The sequence below is a fragment of the Streptomyces sp. NPDC000878 genome (genome assembly GCF_053599695.1).
On sequence record NZ_JBSFMT010000069.1, the window covers coordinates 1 to 19,077 of the forward strand.

At 71.8% G+C, this 19,077-nt stretch carries 18 protein-coding genes; 11 read left to right on the plus strand and 7 right to left on the minus strand.

What is annotated here, in order from left to right:
• The first annotated feature begins 170 nt into the window (after positions 1–170).
• Together ACWDR4_RS39480 and ACWDR4_RS39485 are read left to right on the plus strand one after the other, a co-directional pair.
• Positions 171–1,298 (plus strand): alpha/beta hydrolase family protein, encoded by a 1,128-nt coding sequence (locus ACWDR4_RS39480; protein ID WP_450415714.1) that lies wholly within the window; start codon positions 171–173, stop codon positions 1,296–1,298.
• A 254-nt stretch (positions 1,299–1,552) separates the two neighbouring features.
• A complete protein-coding gene (locus ACWDR4_RS39485; protein WP_450415716.1) occupies positions 1,553–2,959 on the plus strand; it encodes a hypothetical protein in 1,407 nt (468 codons plus the stop codon).
• A 26-nt stretch (positions 2,960–2,985) separates the two neighbouring features.
• Here the strand turns inward: ACWDR4_RS39485 and ACWDR4_RS39490 are convergent, their stop codons facing one another.
• The gene (locus ACWDR4_RS39490; protein WP_450415718.1) at positions 2,986–3,399 is read right to left on the minus strand and encodes a VOC family protein; all 414 of its coding nucleotides are present in this window, start codon (positions 3,397–3,399) and stop codon (positions 2,986–2,988) included.
• 265 nt (positions 3,400–3,664) lie between these two features.
• On the opposite strand from ACWDR4_RS39490, the gene ACWDR4_RS39495 reads away from it, so the two are divergent.
• The 9 genes from ACWDR4_RS39495 to amaP all read left to right on the plus strand — a co-directional run bounded on the left by ACWDR4_RS39495 (position 3,665) and on the right by amaP (position 10,849).
• A complete protein-coding gene (locus ACWDR4_RS39495) occupies positions 3,665–5,263 on the plus strand; it encodes an ABC-F family ATP-binding cassette domain-containing protein (protein WP_450415719.1) in 1,599 nt (532 codons plus the stop codon).
• 386 nt (positions 5,264–5,649) lie between these two features.
• The gene (locus ACWDR4_RS39500) at positions 5,650–5,871 is read left to right on the plus strand and encodes a helix-turn-helix domain-containing protein (RefSeq protein WP_006123601.1); all 222 of its coding nucleotides are present in this window, start codon (positions 5,650–5,652) and stop codon (positions 5,869–5,871) included.
• A 116-nt stretch (positions 5,872–5,987) separates the two neighbouring features.
• Positions 5,988–6,794 carry an enoyl-CoA hydratase/isomerase family protein gene (locus ACWDR4_RS39505; RefSeq protein ID WP_450415721.1) on the plus strand — a complete coding sequence of 269 codons (807 nt, stop codon included), beginning with the start codon at positions 5,988–5,990 and terminating at the stop codon, positions 6,792–6,794.
• A gap of 389 nt (positions 6,795–7,183) precedes the next feature.
• Positions 7,184–8,284 (plus strand): threonine synthase, encoded by a 1,101-nt coding sequence (locus tag ACWDR4_RS39510; RefSeq protein ID WP_450415723.1) that lies wholly within the window; start codon positions 7,184–7,186, stop codon positions 8,282–8,284.
• Positions 8,285–8,423: 139 nt separating this feature from the next.
• Entirely contained in the window at positions 8,424–8,924 is a 501-nt protein-coding gene (locus ACWDR4_RS39515; protein WP_450415724.1) for an Asp23/Gls24 family envelope stress response protein, read from the plus strand.
• A 53-nt stretch (positions 8,925–8,977) separates the two neighbouring features.
• The gene (locus ACWDR4_RS39520; protein ID WP_450415725.1) at positions 8,978–9,163 is read left to right on the plus strand and encodes a hypothetical protein; all 186 of its coding nucleotides are present in this window, start codon (positions 8,978–8,980) and stop codon (positions 9,161–9,163) included.
• A gap of 55 nt (positions 9,164–9,218) precedes the next feature.
• Positions 9,219–9,569, plus strand: coding sequence for a hypothetical protein (locus tag ACWDR4_RS39525; protein WP_450415800.1), 351 nt, complete (start codon positions 9,219–9,221; stop codon positions 9,567–9,569).
• On the plus strand, positions 9,566–10,264 hold the full coding sequence (locus tag ACWDR4_RS39530; protein WP_450415727.1) for a DUF6286 domain-containing protein: 699 nt from the start codon (positions 9,566–9,568) through the stop codon (positions 10,262–10,264). The genes ACWDR4_RS39525 and ACWDR4_RS39530 overlap by 4 nt, the downstream gene beginning before the upstream one ends.
• A 6-nt stretch (positions 10,265–10,270) precedes the next feature.
• Positions 10,271–10,849, plus strand: coding sequence for an alkaline shock response membrane anchor protein AmaP (gene amaP, locus ACWDR4_RS39535; RefSeq protein WP_450415729.1), 579 nt, complete (start codon positions 10,271–10,273; stop codon positions 10,847–10,849).
• Positions 10,850–10,942: 93 nt separating this feature from the next.
• On the opposite strand, the gene ACWDR4_RS39540 is transcribed toward amaP, so the two are convergent.
• From ACWDR4_RS39540 to ACWDR4_RS39565, 6 genes are all read right to left on the minus strand, one after another.
• A complete protein-coding gene (locus ACWDR4_RS39540) occupies positions 10,943–11,698 on the minus strand; it encodes an SDR family oxidoreductase (RefSeq protein WP_450415731.1) in 756 nt (251 codons plus the stop codon).
• A gap of 5 nt (positions 11,699–11,703) precedes the next feature.
• The gene (locus ACWDR4_RS39545; protein WP_450415732.1) at positions 11,704–13,521 is read right to left on the minus strand and encodes a glycoside hydrolase family 15 protein; all 1,818 of its coding nucleotides are present in this window, start codon (positions 13,519–13,521) and stop codon (positions 11,704–11,706) included.
• Between the two features lie 77 nt (positions 13,522–13,598).
• Positions 13,599–14,411 (minus strand): SURF1 family cytochrome oxidase biogenesis protein, encoded by an 813-nt coding sequence (locus ACWDR4_RS39550; RefSeq protein ID WP_450415734.1) that lies wholly within the window; start codon positions 14,409–14,411, stop codon positions 13,599–13,601.
• Positions 14,412–14,466: 55 nt separating this feature from the next.
• Complete coding sequence (locus ACWDR4_RS39555) at positions 14,467–14,700, minus strand: hypothetical protein (protein WP_450415735.1); 234 nt, start codon at positions 14,698–14,700, stop codon at positions 14,467–14,469.
• 79 nt (positions 14,701–14,779) lie between these two features.
• Positions 14,780–15,784 (minus strand): DEDDh family exonuclease, encoded by a 1,005-nt coding sequence (locus ACWDR4_RS39560; RefSeq protein WP_450415737.1) that lies wholly within the window; start codon positions 15,782–15,784, stop codon positions 14,780–14,782.
• Positions 15,785–15,823: 39 nt separating this feature from the next.
• The gene (locus ACWDR4_RS39565) at positions 15,824–18,913 is read right to left on the minus strand and encodes an NACHT domain-containing protein (protein WP_450415738.1); all 3,090 of its coding nucleotides are present in this window, start codon (positions 18,911–18,913) and stop codon (positions 15,824–15,826) included.
• Positions 18,914–19,077: the final 164 nt, after the last annotated feature.

Here is a 19,077-nt window from a genome sequence, read left to right on the forward strand (position 1 = left end):
TCCGGCGTTTGAGGACGAGGCCGTTCAGGCCGAAAGGGGGGTCTGGGGGCGCAGCCCCCAGGAACGGGATGGGACGGGTAGGGGCGGCGGGGGCGAGAAAACCCCCTGCCGCCCGCCCCAGTCCCGTCCTCCCGCTGGCCCCCGGAGGGCTCCGCCCCGAGACTGGACCCGTGCGCCCAGTCACCGCGACGGCCGCTGCCGTCACCGCAGCCCTGGCGGCCGGCGCCGCCAGTGTCGCCGCCGGCCGCTACGCCAGCGACGCCGCCCTCAAGGCGCCGCCGGGCAAACCCCTGCCCACCGAACCCCGGCTCACCGTGCACTCCACCGCGGCCGGCCGGGTCACCCTCACCCGCGCCCTGGCCTCCCAGCGCCCCGGCACCTACGGCCTCGCCGGCGACGGCTCCCACGCGGTCGTCGGCGCCGTCCTGAACCACGCGGCCCACTCCGCCGACACCGTCGTACGCCGCCTCGAACGCGTCACCCACGGCTCCCTGGAACCCCGCGACAAGGTCTGGCTCACCCCGAACGTGTACGTCGGCGACCCCGGTACCGCCCTCGGACTCGACCACCAGGACATCGCGATCCCCGGTGAACTCGGCGCCCTGCCCGCGTGGTTCGTGCCCGGGGTGCGCACCACCTGGGTGATCACCGTGCACGGCCTCGGCGCCACCCGCGAGCATCCCCTGAACGTCCTGCCGTTCCTGCACCGCCAGCGCTTCCCGGTCATCGACCTCGCCTACCGGGGCGACCCGGGGGCTCCCCGGCCCCAGGACGGCCTGGGCCACCTCGGCGAGACCGAGTGGCGCGACCTCGACGCGGCCATGCGGCACGCCCTGAGCCACGGCGCCGAGCACGTCGTCCTGTACGGCTGGTCCACCGGCGCCACCATGGCCCTGCGGGCCGCCGCCCACTCCGCGCTGCGCGACCGGGTCTCCGGGCTGGTCCTGGACTCGCCGGTGCTCAGCTGGGAGACCACCCTGCGCGCCCTCGCGACGGCTCGCCGCACCCCGGGCGCGCTGCTGCCGCTGGCGGTGCGCGCCGCCCAGGGCCGCACGGGGTTGCACGGCGACCGCATCGACGAGGCCGCCGATCCCGCCCGGCTCACCGTCCCGATCCTGATCCTGCACGGCCCCGCCGACACGATCGCCCCCTGGGCCCCCTCCCGGCGCCTCGCGGCCCGCCGCCCCGACCTGATCACCCTGCACCCGGTCCCGAACGCCCCGCACGGCGCGATGTGGAACGCGGACCCGGCGACGTACGAGGAAGCCCTGCGCCGTTTTCTGACCCCGCTGATGTAGCCGACGCGGCCCGCGCGGGCGATCCGGTTACCGGGGCGCCGGGTGGCTCCGACCGCCGCCCGCCCGCGAAAACACCTGGTCCGCAGCGTCTCGCCCATGTGCCGCCCGATCGCGAACCTGATTCCGTTTAAGGCTGGACCACTGGCTTGAACACCCCCCTCGGCCCCCGCCCGAACCCCCTGCCTTGGCCAGCCCTGTGGCCCGCCGTGACATTCCGTTTGGGTTTTCGGACCGTCAACCGGAAGACTGCACCCGTGACGTCCCGTATCCCGCGCGACTCCAGGCTTCGACTCGTCCGCCCGCGACCCCTGGCCGCCGCCCCACGAGCGATGAACCAGCGGCGCTCGCGCCGCCCCGCCCCACGTCCGCCCGAGGGCACACCGGCACCGTCGGAACTGGCCCGAATGGCTCGTTCCGGTCTGGCCGGCGCGGCCCGCGTCGCCCGCTGGGCCGACCCCGCCCTGCGGCCCGGCCATGACGGCGGGGCCTCCGACGGCAGGGGCACCCTGTCCGAGGCCACCGCCGAACGGGCCGCCGCCGAACTGGGGTTGACCCCGGATCAGGTCCGCCACGACTGGGACACCGCCCGGCTCGCCGGTCTCGTCGAGGTGCACGGCGACACCGCGCGCCCCGGCTGGCGGCTGCGCGCCTGGAACCGCGACGACAGCGCCGTACTGCGCGGCTGGGTCGCCCTCTTCGACGCCTGGTCGCTGGCCCACCCGGAGGCCGCGGACCACGAGCCCGCCGCCGTCGCCGAGGTCGTCTCCGCGATGCCCCAGGTGCTCTCCTTCCTCCAGCTGTCCGCGGGGCCCGTCCCCATGGAGCAGCTCCTGGACCTGCTGGAGCAGCGGGTCACGGAACTGCGCACCGAGCGCTGCGAGATCCCGTACGGCCCCCAGCCCGAGCCGCTGCCGCAGCAGCCGGAGGCCGACGCCGTCGACACCCCGCTAGCCCCCCTCCTCGACTGGGCCCTGCACGCCCTGGCCTCCGTCGGCGCCCTCACTTACGGCGACGGCCATGCCACGCTCACCCCGCTCGGCAGCTGGGCGGTGTGGGTCAAGCTGGAGCAGATCTGCGTCGCCGCGCAGAGCCCGGCCGGGAACATCGAGCAGAACGCCGAGGACATGCTGCGCGGCTGCTCCCAGCTGCGGCCCAACGCGGCCCGCGCCGAGTACCGCGCCTGGCTCGCCGCCCGTCCCGTCGGCAGTGCCGTCGCCGAGCTGCTCGACGCCGCCCGGGGAGAGGACGCCCTGCTGCGCGGTCTCGCCTTCGAGGCGCTCCGCGTGGTCGGCGGCCCCGCCGAGCCCGATGTGCGCGCCGTGGCGGAGAAGACCCCGCTGCGGCCGTACGCCCTGCTGTGGCTGGCCGAGCACGACGGGATCGATCCGGAGGACGCCCACGAGGTGCTCACCCGCGAGGAGGCCACCTGGATGTGGGTCGACACCGCCGCGGCCGTCGCCGACCACGGCGAGGCACCGCTCCTCGTAGGCCATCTGGAGTCCGCGGTGCAGCCCACCATCCCGGCGCTCCTCGACGAGGTGCGCGCGGTCGGCCACCCCCGCACCGTCCAGGTCCTGGTCGCCCTCGCCGCCGCCCACCCCGACCCGGCCCTCGCCAAGGCCGTACGCCGGGCCGCCTTCCAGGTACACACGGGAGGCTAGGCCCGGTCAGGGGCGGACGGAGAGGCTCAGGCCTGTATCTCGGGGGCGTACGTGCCGAAGCTCCAGATGTTGCCCTCGGCGTCGCGTGCCATGTAGTCGCGCGAGCCGTAGTCCTGGTCCGTCGGGGGCATCAGGATCTCCGCGCCGTGCTCCAGGGCCTGCTGGTGGTGTGCGTCGACGTCGTCCACGACGATGTACACCCCGCAGGGGCCCGCGCTCTTCATCGCCGTGTCGAAGACACTGCCGGTGCCCTTCGAGCCGAGCATCACCGCGCCGTTGCCCTGCACCAGCTCGGCGTGCAGCACCTTGCCGTCCTCCCCCTCGTACACCGACGCCTCGGTGAAGCCGAAGGCTTCCGTGAGCTGCTTGATCGCCGCCTTCGCGTCCGCGTACACCAGCGTCGGATAGATGCTGGGACGCCCGCTGCCCGCGCCTGCCATGCCCATCACTCCCTCGCACCGGAAAACCGGAGACCGAGAACCGGAATCCGGAAAAATCGCCTGCGCCCAGTCTGGCACCGACCACTGACAACGCCCCGTCGGGAAGCCCATGGGGAAGACCGCTCCCGGCCCGAACACCAGAACGCAGAAAAAGTGCTTGCACGACCCCGTTAGACTTGTCCCATGGCCTGTCTCCTCGCGCATTAGACGGCGGGAACGTCCTCAGTCGTCCACCCCGCCAACAACCCTGCCCTGGAGTCTGTCCGTGATCTCCGCCTCCGGTATCGAGCTGCGCGCCGGCGCCCGTGTCCTCATCGAGTCCGCCACCTTCCGTATCGCCAAGGGCGACCGCATCGGCCTGGTCGGCCGCAACGGCGCCGGCAAGACGACCCTCACCAAGGTCCTCGCGGGCGAGGGCCAGCCCGCCGCGGGCCAGGTCGCCCGCTCCGGCGAGGTCGGCTACCTCCCCCAGGACCCCCGCACCGGCGACCTGGACGTACTGGCCAGCGACCGCATCCTCTCCGCGCGCGGGCTGGACACCCTGATCCGCAAGATGCGCGAGAACGAGCAGCGCATCGCCAACGGCTCGGGCGCCACCCGCGAGAAGGCCCTGCGGCAGTACGAGCGCCAGGAGACGGAGTTCCTCACCAAGGGCGGGTACTCCGCCGAGGCCGAGGCCGCCACCATCGCCGCCGCGCTCAACCTGCCCGACCGGGTGCTCGGCCAGCCCCTGCACACGCTCTCCGGTGGTCAGCGCCGCCGTATCGAGCTGGCCCGCATCCTGTTCTCGGACGCGGACACCCTGCTGCTCGACGAGCCGACCAACCACCTCGACGCCGACTCGATCGTCTGGCTGCGCGACTACCTGAAGACGTACCGCGGCGGCTTCATCGTGATCTCCCACGACGTCGACCTGGTCGAGACGGTCGTCAACAAAGTGTTCTACCTGGACGCCAACCGCGCCCAGATCGACGTCTACAACATGGGCTGGAAGCTCTACCAGCAGCAGCGCGAGGCCGACGAGAAGCGCCGCAAGCGCGAGCGCCAGAACGCCGAGAAGAAGGCCGCTGCCCTGCACTCGCAGGCCGACAAGATGCGCGCCAAGGCCACCAAGACGGTCGCCGCGCAGAACATGGCCAAGCGCGCCGACCGGCTGCTCGCCGGGCTCGACGCGGTGCGCGTCTCCGACAAGGTCGCCAAGCTGCGCTTCCCGGAGCCCGCGCCCTGCGGCAAGACCCCGCTCATGGCGGAGGGCCTGTCGAAGTCGTACGGCTCCCTGGAGATCTTCACCGACGTCGACCTGGCCATCGACAAGGGGTCCAGGGTCGTCATCCTCGGCCTGAACGGCGCCGGCAAGACGACCCTCCTGCGGCTCCTCGGCGGCGCCGAGAAGCCCGACACCGGCGAGGTCATCGAGGGCCACGGACTCAAGCTCGGCTACTACGCGCAGGAGCACGAGACCCTCGACCCCGAGCGCACGGTCCTGGAGAACATGCGCTCCGCCAACCCCGACCTGGACCTGGTCGAGGTCCGCAAGACGCTCGGCTCGTTCCTGTTCTCCGGCGACGACGTCGACAAGCCCGCCGGCGTGCTGTCAGGCGGCGAGAAGACCCGCCTCGCGCTCGCGACCCTCGTGGTGTCCTCCGCGAACGTGCTGCTCCTCGACGAGCCGACGAACAACCTCGACCCGGCCAGCCGCGAGGAGATCCTCGGCGCGCTGCGCACGTACAAGGGCGCCGTCGTCCTCGTCACCCACGACGAGGGTGCCGTACACGCGCTCCAGCCGGAGCGGATCATCCTGTTGCCGGACGGCGTGGAGGACCTCTGGGGAGCCGACTACGCGGACCTGGTGGCCCTCGCCTGACCCCCGCCCGATCTTCGTACGACCACGATCCAGTGGTCACGATCACGTGATCGAATCGCTGATCCACTCCCTATGGATCATTCGGCCGATCCGTGATCCATCATCTGTGTGAGATCTCCTCATACCGAGGTGTGTCCTACATCCATTTCACGGCCGGGCCCTTCATCGACAAGGGCCCGGCCGTCGCACGTTCCTGACCAGGCAATTCGCGAAACAACTCGTTCGGCCGTACGGACAACATGCTGCGGAATTACTAATTCCGCTTGTGGGGATGCGCTCCTGTCGTCAAAACCTTGCCTCACGGACCTTGCCGAATGGGTGGCCATGAGGCGCTTGAGGGGTGATCATGAGAGGAACCAGAGCGCACTTCCCACGAGGAGGCACGGGTGGCCGAGACTCTGAAGAAGGGCAGCCGGGTAACCGGCGCCGCGCGCGACAAGCTCGCGGCAGACCTGAAGAAGAAGTACGACTCCGGTGCGAGCATTCGAGCGCTGGCCGAGGAAACCGGTCGCTCGTATGGCTTCGTACACCGGATGCTCAGCGAGTCAGGCGTCACGCTCCGTGGTCGGGGCGGGGCGACCAGGGGCAAGAAGGCCGCTTCGGCCTGACCCCGGCGACTCGTCGGCTTCGATGGTGACCACCCGGTCGGTCGGCTGACCGGTCGGGTGGTTACTGTGCAGTCACTTAGCTCAGCTCTGCTGACCGCACTCATCGGAGGCGCCCCATGGCTTCGCCCGAAAAGGACCCCCTCGGTCCTGTACTCGACAAGGACGGCGTCCGGCTCACCGTCGACGACTCGATCGCCACGGTGACGCTGACCAACCCGGCCAAGCGCAACGCCCAAAGTCCTGCTCTGTGGCGGGCGTTGGCGCAGGCTGGGCGGTCACTGCCGGGCACCGTGCGTGTCGTCGTGCTGCGTGCCGAGGGCAAGTCGTTCTCGGCCGGACTGGACCGTCAGGCGTTCACGCCCGAGGGGTTCGACGGCGAGCCGTCGTTCATCGACCTCGCGCGCAGTGACGACGCCACGCTCGACGGCACCATCGCCGAGTACCAGGAGGGCTTCACCTGGTGGCGGCGCAGCGACCTCGTGTCCATCGCCGTCGTCCAGGGGCATGCCGTCGGCGCGGGCTTCCAGCTCGCGCTCGCCTGTGACCTGCGCGTTGTCGCCGACGACGTGCAGTTCGCCATGCGCGAGACCAGCCTGGGCCTGGTCCCCGACCTTACGGGCACCCATCCGCTCGTCGGCCTGGTCGGCTACGCCCGCGCGCTGGAGATCTGCGCGACCGGCCGCTTCGTCGCGGCCGAGGAGGCCGTGAACACGGGCCTTGCCAACATCGCCGTACCGGCCGAGCGGCTCGACGACGCCGTACGTGACCTGTCGGCCGCGCTGCTCGCCGCGCCCCGCGACGCCCTCGTCGAGACGAAGGCGCTGCTGCGCGGCGTCCAGGGCCGGACGTACGACGAACAGCGCACCGCCGAGCGTGCCGCCCAGGCGCGCCGACTGCGGGACCTGGCGGGCGTCGGCGACTGAGGCGTCCGCCCCACTGCACGCGCGCGGGGGCCGCGGCGTCGGCAACGAGGTGCCGTTCTGGACGGAGCGCCCCACCGCACGCGCGCGGGGGCCGCTTCCGAGGTTGCGCCGCGCCAGGGTCTGGAGACCGCCCCACCGCACGCGCGCGAGGGCCGCTGACACGGGCCAAGCGGGACATGGACCAGGCCTCCCACTTACCGCGCGCGGGTGCTGCTGACAAGCCCGCCCCGGCGACCGGCAGACCGGGCCCCCCCCCGCGCGCGGGGGCCGCTGCTGGTGGGCAGCGGCACCCGCGCGCGTGCCTGGGCCACGAGGCGTCGCCCGCGCTCACCGTGCTCCGGCGGTGGAAGCGGCACGCGAGGCGGGTGTCCCGCACTACCGTCGGCACGGTGACCGTTGCCCAGAACCCCGCCCTGCGCTCCCTTGTCTGCCTCCGCTGTGGCACCCACCACCCCGTGGGGGACCTCCCGCGCGGCTGTCCGGCCTGCCTCGCCAACGGCACCCCCGCCAACGTGGCCTGCGTGTACGAACCGGCGGGCGGCACCTCCGGCGGCGTACAGCTGCCGTACACCGTGCCCTTCACCCTCGGCGAGGGCCGGACCCCCCTGCTGCGCGCCGACATCGACCTGGACGTCGACCTGCGGTTGAAGTGGGAGGGCGCCAACCCGACCGGCTCGCACAAGGACCGCTTCAGCGCGTTCGCCGTCGCCCGCGCCCTGCACGCCGGCTACCGGGCCGTCGCGGCGGCCTCCTCCGGCAACGCGGGTGTGTCGCTGGCCGCCTACTGCGGACGCGCCGGTCTCGGCTGCGAGATCGCCGTCACGGACGACATCCCCGGGCGCGTCGCCACGCTGATGCGTGACCTCGGCGCCCATGTCGTCTCCTTCCCCGCGGCGGCGGCACGGTGGCGGCATCTCGCCGCCCACGTGGGCTCGCCGACCGTGCTGCCGGTCACCAACTTCCAGCTGCCGCCCGTAGGCAGCAGCGCGTTCGGCATCGAGGGCTACAAGGCGCTCGCCGCCGAGATCCTCACCGATCTGGCGGGCGCCCGGCCGGACTGGGTGGTTGTCCCGACCTCGCGCGGTGATCTGGCCTGGGGCATGTATCTGGGCTTCCGCGAGGTGTGCGGGGAGCGTCCGGTGCCCCGGCTGTGCCTGGTCGAGCCGTACCCCAGGGTGTCGGCCGTCCTCGACGGCGCCGATCCGTACGGCGAGTTCCCCGGCAGGACCGCCGTGATGCCGTCCCTCGGGGGCAACTCCGTGGCGATCCAGGCGGTGGAGGCCGTACGCCGTTCCGGCGGGCGCGCGCAGGTGGTGGACGACGACACGGTGACCGCCGAGACGCACCGGCTGTGGCGCACGGGCCTGCCGCTCGAACCCAGCAGCGCGGCGGCGCTGGTCGCGGTGGCCGACGCACGCGTCTCCGGGGCGATCGAGCCCGGCTCACTGGTGGTGGCGGTGGCGACGGCCCACGGCCTCAAGGGGATGTGACCGACACCGGACCACTGTCCGCCCCCGCCCCTCGGCCCACGCCCCCGCCCGCTTCGCCTGCCTGCCGCATCCCCGGCGCGCGTCCGTCGGACCCCGCTTACTGTGGGTCGTGGAGGACGACCGAAAGGGATGTACGGCGATGACCGACATGACCCAGCGGAACCGGCCGGAACGGCCCGAGGGCGAGGGCGACGACCCGACGCCCACCCAGCTCCGGAAGACGAGCGTCACCAAACGCGGCGGCGGCGACCCGGCCGACCGGGGGCGCACCACGATCGCCGACGGAGTCGTCGAGAAGATCGCCGGGCTCGCCGCCCGTGACGTCCTCGGTGTGCACGCCATGGGCAGCGGCTTCTCCCGGACCTTCGGCGCGGTCCGCGACCGGGTGCCCGGCGGCGCCGCGAAATCCGCCACCCGTGGGGTGAAGGCCGAGGTCGGCGAGGTGCAGACCGCCCTCGACCTGGAGATCGTCGTCGAGTACGGCGTCTCGATCGGCGACGTCGCCCGGGCCGTACGCGAGAACGTCATCGCGGCCGTCGAGCGCATGACCGGCCTCGAAGTCGTCGAGGTCAACATCGCGGTGACCGACGTCAAGCTGCCCGAGGAAGAGGAAGAAGAACCCGAGTCCCGTCTGCAATGACGGATCCGGGGCATCGGCAAAGGGACCGGGAAGGAACCGGGAAGGCAGGCAGCATGAGCATCGCCGTCATCGGCATGATCGCCGGAATGGCGCTGGGATTCGCCGGGTACTTCGGCGGCTTCGGCGCGTTTCTGCTGGTGGCCGCCCTGGGCGCCCTCGGCTTCGTCGTCGGCCGGTTCCTGGAGGGCGACCTGGACCTGGGCGACTTCTTCCGTACCCGCGACGACAAACGGCGGTGAGCCTCTCGTGACCGAGGAACAGCCCGGGCAGACGCGTACGCCCGGTACGGCCACGATGGCAGTGCCGCCGGGCGACCGCGGCGCGACCCGGATCGCCGACCGGGTCGTCGCGAAGATCGCCGCACAGGCGGCCCGCGAGGCACTGGCCGGGCTGCCCCCGGACGCGGTACCCCCGCACGCCACGGTCGTCGTCCACCACGACAGGGCACGCGTCCGCGTGAGCCTCGAACTCCCGTACCCATCCGACATCGGTGACCAGTGCGCGACGGTGCGTCGGCGGGTCGCTTCGCGGGTAGAGGCATTGGCGGGAATGGAGGTGCCGGAGGTCGCCGTCGAGATCGAGCGGCTGCACCTGGCACAGACGCACGGCGTGACACCGGGGAAGGCACAGGGGAGGACGCGATGAGCGAGCCCCAGGGCTCCGACGGCTCCAACAGCACCCAACGACTGCCGGTACTGGAGAAAACGAGCGACACGGCGGCCGACACCACTGGACAGGGACAGCCCTCGTCCGCCGCCTACGACCCCCTGCCCATCCTCGGCGCCGGGGAGGACAGGAACGGCCGCTTCTGGTCGGCGCGCAGAGTCCCCGCGACAGTCCTCGCACTGCTCCTGCTCGTCGGCGCGGGCGCGTTCCTCTACGACATCACCGCGGTACGGGCCGACCGCCCGGCCATGAGCTGGCGGAAATCGCTGGCCAGGCAGCTCGCGGAACGCCCCCTCGACGACACCTGGGTCCTGGTCGGCGCCGGGATCGCCGTCGCCCTCGGCGCCTGGCTGCTGATCCTCGCCGCCACGCCGGGCCTGCGCGGTGTCCTGCCGATGCGGCGCACCCACGTGGACGTCCGGGCAGGCCTGCACCGGGCCGCTGCCGCGATGGTGCTGCGCGACCGGGCCGTGGAGGTGTCCGGCGTGCAGTCGGTCCAGGTCCGGATGACCCGCACCAGGGCCGACATCCGCGCGGTCTCCCACTTCCGCGAACTCGACGACGTCCGGGCCGACCTGGACGACGTGCTCGCCGACGCGGTCAGGGGCCTCGGCCTGTCCCGGCCGCCCGCCCTGTCGGTGCATGTCGGCCGCCCCGGCCCGAAGAAGGGGTGAGGACGGATGCAGCGCATCGTCAACCGCGTACTGCTGGGGCTGGCGGGCCTGGCCCTGATGGTGGCCGGCGGCTCGGTCCTCGCCATGGGCCTGGGCGGCAGCTGGCCGACCTGGTGGATCCACGACGACAAGAAGGACGTACTGCTCAGCAACGCCGAACGCACCCACTACCGGGACGCCGGCTGGTGGTGGCCGACGGTACTGGCGATCCTGGCCGTCCTGGTCCTCCTGTCCCTGTGGTGGCTGGCCGCGGTCCTGCGCCGACGCCGCCTGACCGAGGTCCTGGTCGACACCGGCGACGGTGAGGGCGCCCTTCTGCGAGGCCGGGCCATGGAGAGCGCGGTGGCAGGGGAGGCGGCCCGCCTTGAGGGCGTGGCGCGAGCCCAGGTAACCCTGACGGGCCGCCGAACGGCCCCCGAGGCCCGAGTCCAACTCCTCCTCCAGCCCCACGCGTCCCCGGGCGACGCGGTAGTCCGCCTCACAGCCGAGGCCCTGACAAACGCCCGAGACTCGGCAGGCCTCAAGTCCCTCCCGACGGAGGTGGACCTGAGGGCGGTAAAGCACCGCGCGGAGAGGGTCAGTTGACACCAAGGGTGGGCGCACCCACCTGCCTTTAGGGGCGCGGGGAACTGCGCGACCAGCCACAACGGACCCGCAGACGCCCGACTACAGGCCCATTCAGAACCCGTGGCGCATCCCCCCGTCAACAGGCACCATGACCCCAGTCAAATAGCTCGCCGCAGGCGAAAGCAAAAACGCGGCGGCACGCCCAAATTCCTCCGGCCTCCCATACCGCCGCAACGGAATCCGCGACTCATTGGCGACCCGAGTCGCCTCAGGGTCAGCAGACAACCCGTCCAGCTCGCGCACGCGATCCGTGTCGATCCGCGCCGGCAACAACCCCACCACCCGAATCCCCCGCGGGCCCACCTCGTCCGCGAGGGACTTGGCGAACCCGGCGAGCCCCGGCCGCAGCCCGTTGGAGATGGTCAGCCCAGGAATCGGCTCGTGCACCGACCCCGACAGCACGAACCCGACGACTCCCCCCTCCTCCAGCTCCGCCACCGCCGCGCGAGCGAGCCGCACCGCGCCCAGGAACACGGACTCGAACGCGGCCGTCCACTGCTCGTCCGTGCTGTCGGCGACGAACCCGGGCGCGGGCCCGCCCACGCTGACGAGGATGCCGTCGAAGCGCCCGAAGCGCTCACGGGCCGCCGCGACGAGCTGCTCCGCGGCCTCCGGGTCGGAGTTGTCCGCGGCGACGCCCACCACCTCCGGGCCCAGCGCGGCAGCGGCTTCCGCGACCGTCTTCTCGTCCCGCCCGGTGATGACCACCTTCGCGCCGTCGGCGACGAGTTCGCGCGCGGCGGCGTTGCCCAGCCCACGGGTGGCTCCGGTGACGACGTACACCCGGTCCTTCAGTCCAAGATCCATGGTCCCTATCCTGCCCGCTGGTCGCCGTAGAGGGCGAGGGCCGTGTTGACGAGGCCGATATGACTGAACGCCTGCGGGAAGTTGCCGAGCTGCCGGCCCGCGACCGGGTCGTACTCCTCGGCCAGCAGCCCCACGTCGTTGGTGACGTCGACCAGGCGTTCGAACAACTCGCGCGCCTCCTCCGTACGGCCGATCATGTGCAGCGCGTCCGCCAGCCAGAAGGAGCAGGCCAGGAACACGCCCTCGTCACCGAGCAGTCCGTCGACCGCGGGACCGTCCGTGCTGTAGCGGCGTACGAACCCGCTGTGCCCCAGCTCGTCCCGGACGGCGTCGACGGTTCCGACGATCCTCGGGTCGTCCGGCGGCAGGAAGCCGACGCGGGGCAGGAGCAGCACGGCGGCGTCGAGTTCGCGGGAGCCGTAGAACTGGGTGAACGTGTTGCGCTCCGGGTCGTACCCGCGTTCGCACACCTCCTGGTGCACCTCGTCGCGCATGGCCCGCCAGCCGTCGATGTCGCCGTCGGCGAGCTTCGGGTTGAGTTCGAGCTGGCGTACCGCGCGGTCGGCGGCCACCCAGGCCATCACCTTCGAGTGCACGAAGTGCCGGCGCGGTCCGCGCACCTCCCACAGCCCCTCGTCGGGCTGCCGCCAGGTCTTCCGCAGGAACTCCATGAGCGCGACCTGCACCCGCCACATGTGCGGCTTGGACGGCAGTCCCGAACGCCGGGCCAGCGCCAGCGAGTCGATGACCTCGCCGTACACGTCGAGCTGGAGCTGCCGTACGGCCGCGTTGCCGATCCGTACCGGGGCCGAGCCGCCGAACCCGGGCAGCCAGTCCAGCTCGAACTCCGGCAGCCGGCGCTCACCGGCGAGCCCGTACATGATCTGGAGGTCCGCCGGGTCTCCCGCGACCGCGCGCAGTAGCCAGTCACGCCAGCACTCGGCCTCCTCGTGATAGCCCACCGCCAGCAGGGCGTTCAGGGTGAGCGTGGAGTCGCGCAGCCAGCAGTAGCGGTAGTCCCAGTTGCGTACGCCGCCCAGCTCCTCCGGGAGCGAGGTGGTGGGGGCGGCCACGATGCCGCCGGTCGGTCCGTACGTCAGGGCCTTCAGCGTGATCAGCGAGCGCACTACGGCGTCCCGGTGCGGCCCGTCGTACGTACAGCGCGCCGACCAGGCCTCCCAGTCCGAGACAGCCGTGTCCAGTGCCTCGTAGGGGTCGACGAACGGCGGATGCGGCTCGTGCGAGGGATGCCAGGTCAGCACGAACGCGACCCGCTCGCCCTCCGAGATCGTGAACTCCGAGTACGTGGTGAAGTCCCGCCCCCAGGTGCGCACCCCTTCCTCGGTGCGCAGCCACACCGCGTCCGGCCCGGCGACGGCCACCCGGTGCCCGTCCTTCCGGCGCATCCACGGCACGATCGACCCGTAGTCGAACCGCAGCCGCAGCGTGGAGCGGACGGTCACCTCGCCGCGTACGCCCTCGACGATCCGTACGAGATCGGGGGCCTGGTGGCGTTGCGGCATCAGGTCGGTGACGCGTACCGCGCCCTCGTCGGTCTCCCACTCGGTGTCGAGGACGAGGGTGCCGGGCCGGTAGCCGCGCCGGACGCACCGGTCGGCGCCCTCGGGGGCGATCCGCCAGTGCCCGTTGCGTTCGTCGCCGAGCAGCGCGGCGAAACAGGCGGCCGAGTCGAAGCGGGGCAGACAGAGCCAGTCGACGCTGCCGTCCATGCCGATGAGCGCTGCGGTCTGGTGGTCGCCGACGAGGGCGTAGTCCTCGATGCGAGGGACATGAGGATGAGGGGGGTTCTGTTGAGGGTGCACGACGGGCGGGTTCCCTGCATACGGCATGCGCATTCGGGCGCGTAGGTCCCGTCCCTCGCCGAGAGCCCCCGATTACGTCACACGGCGGCGGGCTCGCCGTCCGGTGACTCCTGTGCCTCGCGTGCCGCCGACTCGGCCGCGGCCTCCGCCAGGTCCCGGCGTTCCCGGCGCACCAGGATCACCCAGCCCAGGGGGACGGCGGCGGAGAACAGCCACCATTGGATGGCGTAGGCATAGTTCAGAGCGGCGTTCTCGTTGCCGGGTTTGCCGAGCAGCTCGGGCGTGTCGCCCTTCGGCTCGGGCGTCGTCAGCACGATGTAGCCGCCGAGCACCTCGGCGCCGAGCCGCCGGGCCTCCTGCTCGCTGTTGATCAGCATGATCTGGCGGTCCGGCAGCCCCTTGAGGTCCTTGATGCCGCTCGCCGCGGTCGTCTCGGCGGGCATCAGCCGTCCGGTGACGGTGATCTCGCCCTTCGGGGGCGCCGGGATGCTGGGGAACGCGGTCTGGCTCGGGCCGTCCGCGGGGATCCAGCCCCGGTTGACCAGCAGGACCTTGCCGTCGTCGAGGACGAAGGGGGTGAGGACGTGGTAGCCGACCTCGTCGTCGGAGTTGGTGCGGCGCCGGACGACGACCTCGTCGTCGGTGTCGAACCGGCCCTTCGCGCTCACCGTGTGGTACCGCTCGCCGGTGGTGACGGTGTGTCCGGGCGAGGTCAGCTTCTCCACGGGCACCGGGTCGGCGGACAGCGCGTCGGCGACCAGCTGGTTGCGGGCGGTGCGCTCTTCGTAGCGGTGCATCTGCCAGATGCCCAGCCTGATCATCGTGGGGATGAGGAGGAGGGCGACCAGCGTGAGGATCACCCACTGCCGGGACAAGAGGAAGCGGTACACCCCACTGACGGTACAACTCGCCCGTGGGGTGCATTCAGGGGGGTACGGGCTGGGCTCAGACTCTGTCGATGATCCCGACCCTCCCCTCCGCGCGGGCGCAGTGCGCCCCGCAGTACCAGTGGCCGTCGGCCTCCACGCCCTGACCGATGATCTGGACGCGGCAGTGCTCGCAGATGGGTGCCATGCGGTGGATCGCGCAGGAGAAGCAGTCGAAGACATGCACCGAGCCCTGCGCGTGCACCTCGAAGGTCATGCCGTAACTGTTGCCGCAGACTTCACAGGTCGCCATGCGCCACAGGGTGGGCCGTCGGGGCCGTACGAGCGAGACCGTGCCGGGCGAGTCGGGCGCCAATCACCCGTCCGTACGGTCATCCCTCCGCCGCGGGTTCCACATCCCGCAGCAGCTGCCCGAAGGCCGCCTCGTCGACAACCGGTGTGCCGTACTGCCGGGCCTTGACCACTTTCGAGGTCATGGAGTCGGGGTCGTTGGTGACGAGCAGGCTGGTCAGCCGGGACAGGCTCGTCGCGACATGCAGCCCCGCCTCGACGGCCCGGTCCTCCAGCAGGTCGCGCTCGACCGAGGTGTCCCCGGAGAACGCCACCCGCATGCCCTGCTTGAGCGGCCTGCCGTCCTCGTACCGCCCCGGATTGGGGTACGGACACGCGGGCCGCTTACGGGACGGCCGCCAACTGGTCGGCTGGTAGCTCCCGTAGCCCCCGGAGGCCTGCCGCCCGATCTGGGGTCGCGCGGCTCCGCTCGTGGCGGCCGACCACTCCGTCAGCGGCCGGCACTCCAGCAGCGGCAGTCGTACGCCGCCCCGGGCAGCCGCGTGCAGACTGGGCCGGAACGCCTCGGCGAGCACGCGCGCGTCGTCCAGGGCGTGGTGGGCGCGCTGCTGGACGACCCCGTAGTGCGCGGCGAGTGTCTCCAGCTTGTGGTTGGGCAGCGGCAGCCCCAGCTCCTTGGAGAGCGCGATGGTGCACAGCCGCTGCCGCACCGGCGCCTCGCGCTCCGCGCGCGCGTACTCCCGGGCGATCATCGACCAGTCGAAGACCGCGTTGTGCGCGACGAGCACACGGTCGGCGAGCCGGGACGCGAACTCCTCGGCGATCTCGACGAAGAGGGGTGCGCCCTCCAGCACGTCACTCGTCAGCCCGTGGATCCACACCGGCCCCGGATCCCGCTCCGGATTCACTGTCGTGTACCAGTGGTCCTCGACCTCACCGCGCGCGTCGAGCCGGTAGACGGCTGCGGAGATTATCCGGTCGTCCCGGGACAGACCGGTGGTCTCGACGTCAACGACCGCGTATCCCTGGGGATATGCGGTCGGCCACGGGGTGGGGGACGGCGTGGGCGTCAGGTCTTCGAGCATGGTGTCAGAGAATACGGGCCGCGACTGACAGTCCGTGGCTCAGGACGGCCGAATGATCCGTTCGGGGGCGAAGTGCTCCAGGCCTAGGACCGGAGTGGGCGCTCCGGTGAACCTGATGGTGAGGTCCTCCCGGTCGGCCAGCGGGCCGATGTCGATCGGCCTGCCGGACTGGGCGCACGAGGAGAGGGTCAGCGAGGTGAGCTCGGGCAACTCGCGCAGGAGACTGAGTCCTTGCGGCGCCTCGCAATGCCACAGGAACAGTTTCTGGAGCGCGGTGAGGTGGAGGATCGGCTTCAGTTCGAGTGGGTCCTGACGTTGGAGCGACAGGTCTGTCAGGCCGTGGAGCGACGGGAACCGGGGCAGTTCGCGGATCTGTGTCTCGCTGGCCAAGGTCATCGAGGTGAGTCCGGGCCAGCGCTCGATGCCGTCCAGTGCCACGTACCGGGTCTCCACGAACAGGTGCAAATGGGTCAGTTGGGGGCCTACCGGCAGCTCGGCGAGGCTCTCGATGAGCGGGGGATAGGCGAGCAGGAGGTTCCGCAGGTCGGGCATCTCGTGGAGGGGTTCCAGGGGGAGTTCGAACGGCATGTCCCGCAGACAGAGGCGATCGAGGCCCGGGCGGGCGACCGGCGACAGATCTCGGACACGGTCGCACGAGTCGAGGTCGAGGTGCGACGGGGACGGCATGGTGGCGAGGACGGAAAGATCCTGGAGCACGGTGTTGGCCGAGAGGAAGAGCTCCCGGACCTCGTCGAGCCCAGTCAGCGGTGACAGGTCGCTATGGGCGCCGTGCACGGACACCTGGCGGGTACCCGGCAGCTGCGGAAGCGTCAGAAGCTGGTCCGGGGTGTACACGTGGAGACACAACGAGTCCCAGTCGTTGCCGGACAGCACCTCCTCCGCATAGCGGCGGCTGTCGAACGAGGCCCAGGCGCCGCAGACCTCGTTGGCCACTCTTCCTCGCCCGTCCTGCCGGAACCTGGAGATCACGTCGAGTGCCGCGTCCCCCTTGACGAGTCCCGCCGTACGCACCACCGCAGCCGCAGTCTCCTCGTCCAAGCCCTCGGCGCCCGGCATGAGTTCCAGGACCAGCTCCCCGACCTTCGCAAGCTCCTCCGCGGCCTCCCTGCTCCGTGGCGGTACGAGTTCACCAGCCCGTTTCTCGACCTCCGCCCGCACCTCCGGCTCCAACTCGGCCGCATGCTCAAGGGATGCGGCGGCCAGCAGCACCAACCGGTGCCGGAGTCGCGGCGCCCGGTCCGCCCGCCGCAGCAACTGCCGTAACAGCCGCCCCCGTTCCTCGACCCGCGCGTGCCCCACCGCCATGCGCACCACGTCGTCCCACTGGTCGTCGTGCGCGTTGCTCACCAGGACCCCGAAGTCCCGGGCCTCGACCGCCGCCTTCGCGCCGAGGTAGTCCTGGAAGGTGCGGTGGACGAAGTCGACGGCCCCGGGCACCGGCTCGCGCAGCAACCCGCTCCGGATCAGCAGGTGTTGGAACACCTGCCCGGCGTCGCCCTCGACCTGGGGCATGGCGGCGAGCCACTCCGCGACCATGTCGACGGCCTCGCTCTTCGCCGCCTCGACCTGGCCGTTGCGGATCAGCCAGTACGCCAACCGCTGGAGCAGCGCCGTCTGTTCGTCCCGGGTGAGGGTGACCCCCTCGACGTCCAGGATCTCCCGTTCCGTGTCCCGCCGTACCAGCAGCATCTCCAGCGCCGCGTCGTACAACTCCTTGCGGGCGCGGGGGAGTTGCATGCGCCGGTCCCGGTTCAGCGCGCAGAGCAGGGCGCACATCAGCGGGTTGGTGGCCAGTCGGCCCAGATCCCGCCGTGTCTTCACCGCGTGCAGCAGCGCCTTCTCGTAGGTGTCCAGCCGCGCCCGGTCGTCCCCCTCCCGGCACTCCAGCCGCGCCGACTCGTGCCAGCGCGCGACGAACGTCCGGATGTCGTCCCGGCCCATCGGCAGCAGGGAGTGCGCGACGAACCCCTGGGGCGACAGCCAGTCCTCCGCGACGGCCGACGGGCGGGTCGTCACCACATACCTGGCCTCGGGGAAGGCCGCGACGAGCGACTTCAGCCACGCCTCCGTACGCGCCCGCAACCGGCTCGGCACCTCGTCCACGCCGTCCACCAGCACCAGCGCCCGCCCGCTCGCCAGCAGTTCCTCCGCCCAGCCCGGCGCGGGCGTCAGCGGGACACCGGAGGCGCGCAGAAAATCCTCCGGCAACGGCAGCGACTCGGCGGCCGTGAACGAACGCAGCCGGAGGACGAACGGCACGCACCGGTTCCAGTCGGCGAGTTCGGGCCCGAAGCCGCGCCGGGCGGCGTTCAGCGCGAGCCACTGCACGAGCGTGGACTTGCCCGAACCGGCCGGGCCGCGCAGCAGGACGCGGTCCGAACTCGCCAGCGCCTGTTCGGCCTTGAGGGTGGCGAGGCCCTGGTGGGGGAGGTCGAAGGCGGTCGGCCGGCCGCCGACCCCGGTCACCGCCAGGCTGATGTACGACGTGTCCAGCGGCCAGTCGCTCCCCGACCGGCCCAGCGTCAGCCCGAACAACTCCAGCCGACCGTGCGTCTCGGCCACGTATCGCGCGTACCGCTCCTCGAAGTCGAGCGCGAGTGAATCCGGGCGAGGCCCGCGTAACCCGCGCAGCAACTCCTCCGCGCGCCCCGACCGCCGCGTCTGCTCCACCGCCGCCCGGGCCATGAACGACGGCTGGGCGGTGAGCTGTTCGACGAGATGCGCACAGCACAGCGCCAGCAGCTCCCCGTACAGCTCCCGGGCCCGTGGCGCCAAGTCGGCAGCAGGGCGCCGGAGTTCGGCGGCCAGGCGCTCGGCGTCCAGGTCCACGGCGAACAACCGCTCCGCGTCGATCGTCCCCGCCGCCCCGAACGTGTCCTGCACCGCCGCCACTGCGGCCAGCCGTTCGTTCTCCGGCAGGGGTGCGTACGCCGACGCGATGCGGTCACCCAGGACCCGCGCCAGCTTCTCCGGCCCCGGCGGCTTCGGCAGCGGCCGTACCGGACGGGACACCAGCCCCGCCCCCGGCCGTGGCGCCAGTGCGGACTTCGCGACCGTCGCCGCCACCGTCGCCGCCAGCCGGACGAGCACCACTTCGAGCCCCTGCATCCGGCGTCCTCCCCGGTCTCCCCGCCCGTTCGGGCAGACGGAAAGCGTAGGCCGCGGCGAGGCGCCCGTTGGTGGAGACCACCAACAAGCAAGCGCGTACTGCGTCGAATACTTGTCAGTAACAACGTCTAGGCGTGGCCCACCGACCGCCCTAACGTGCAGCC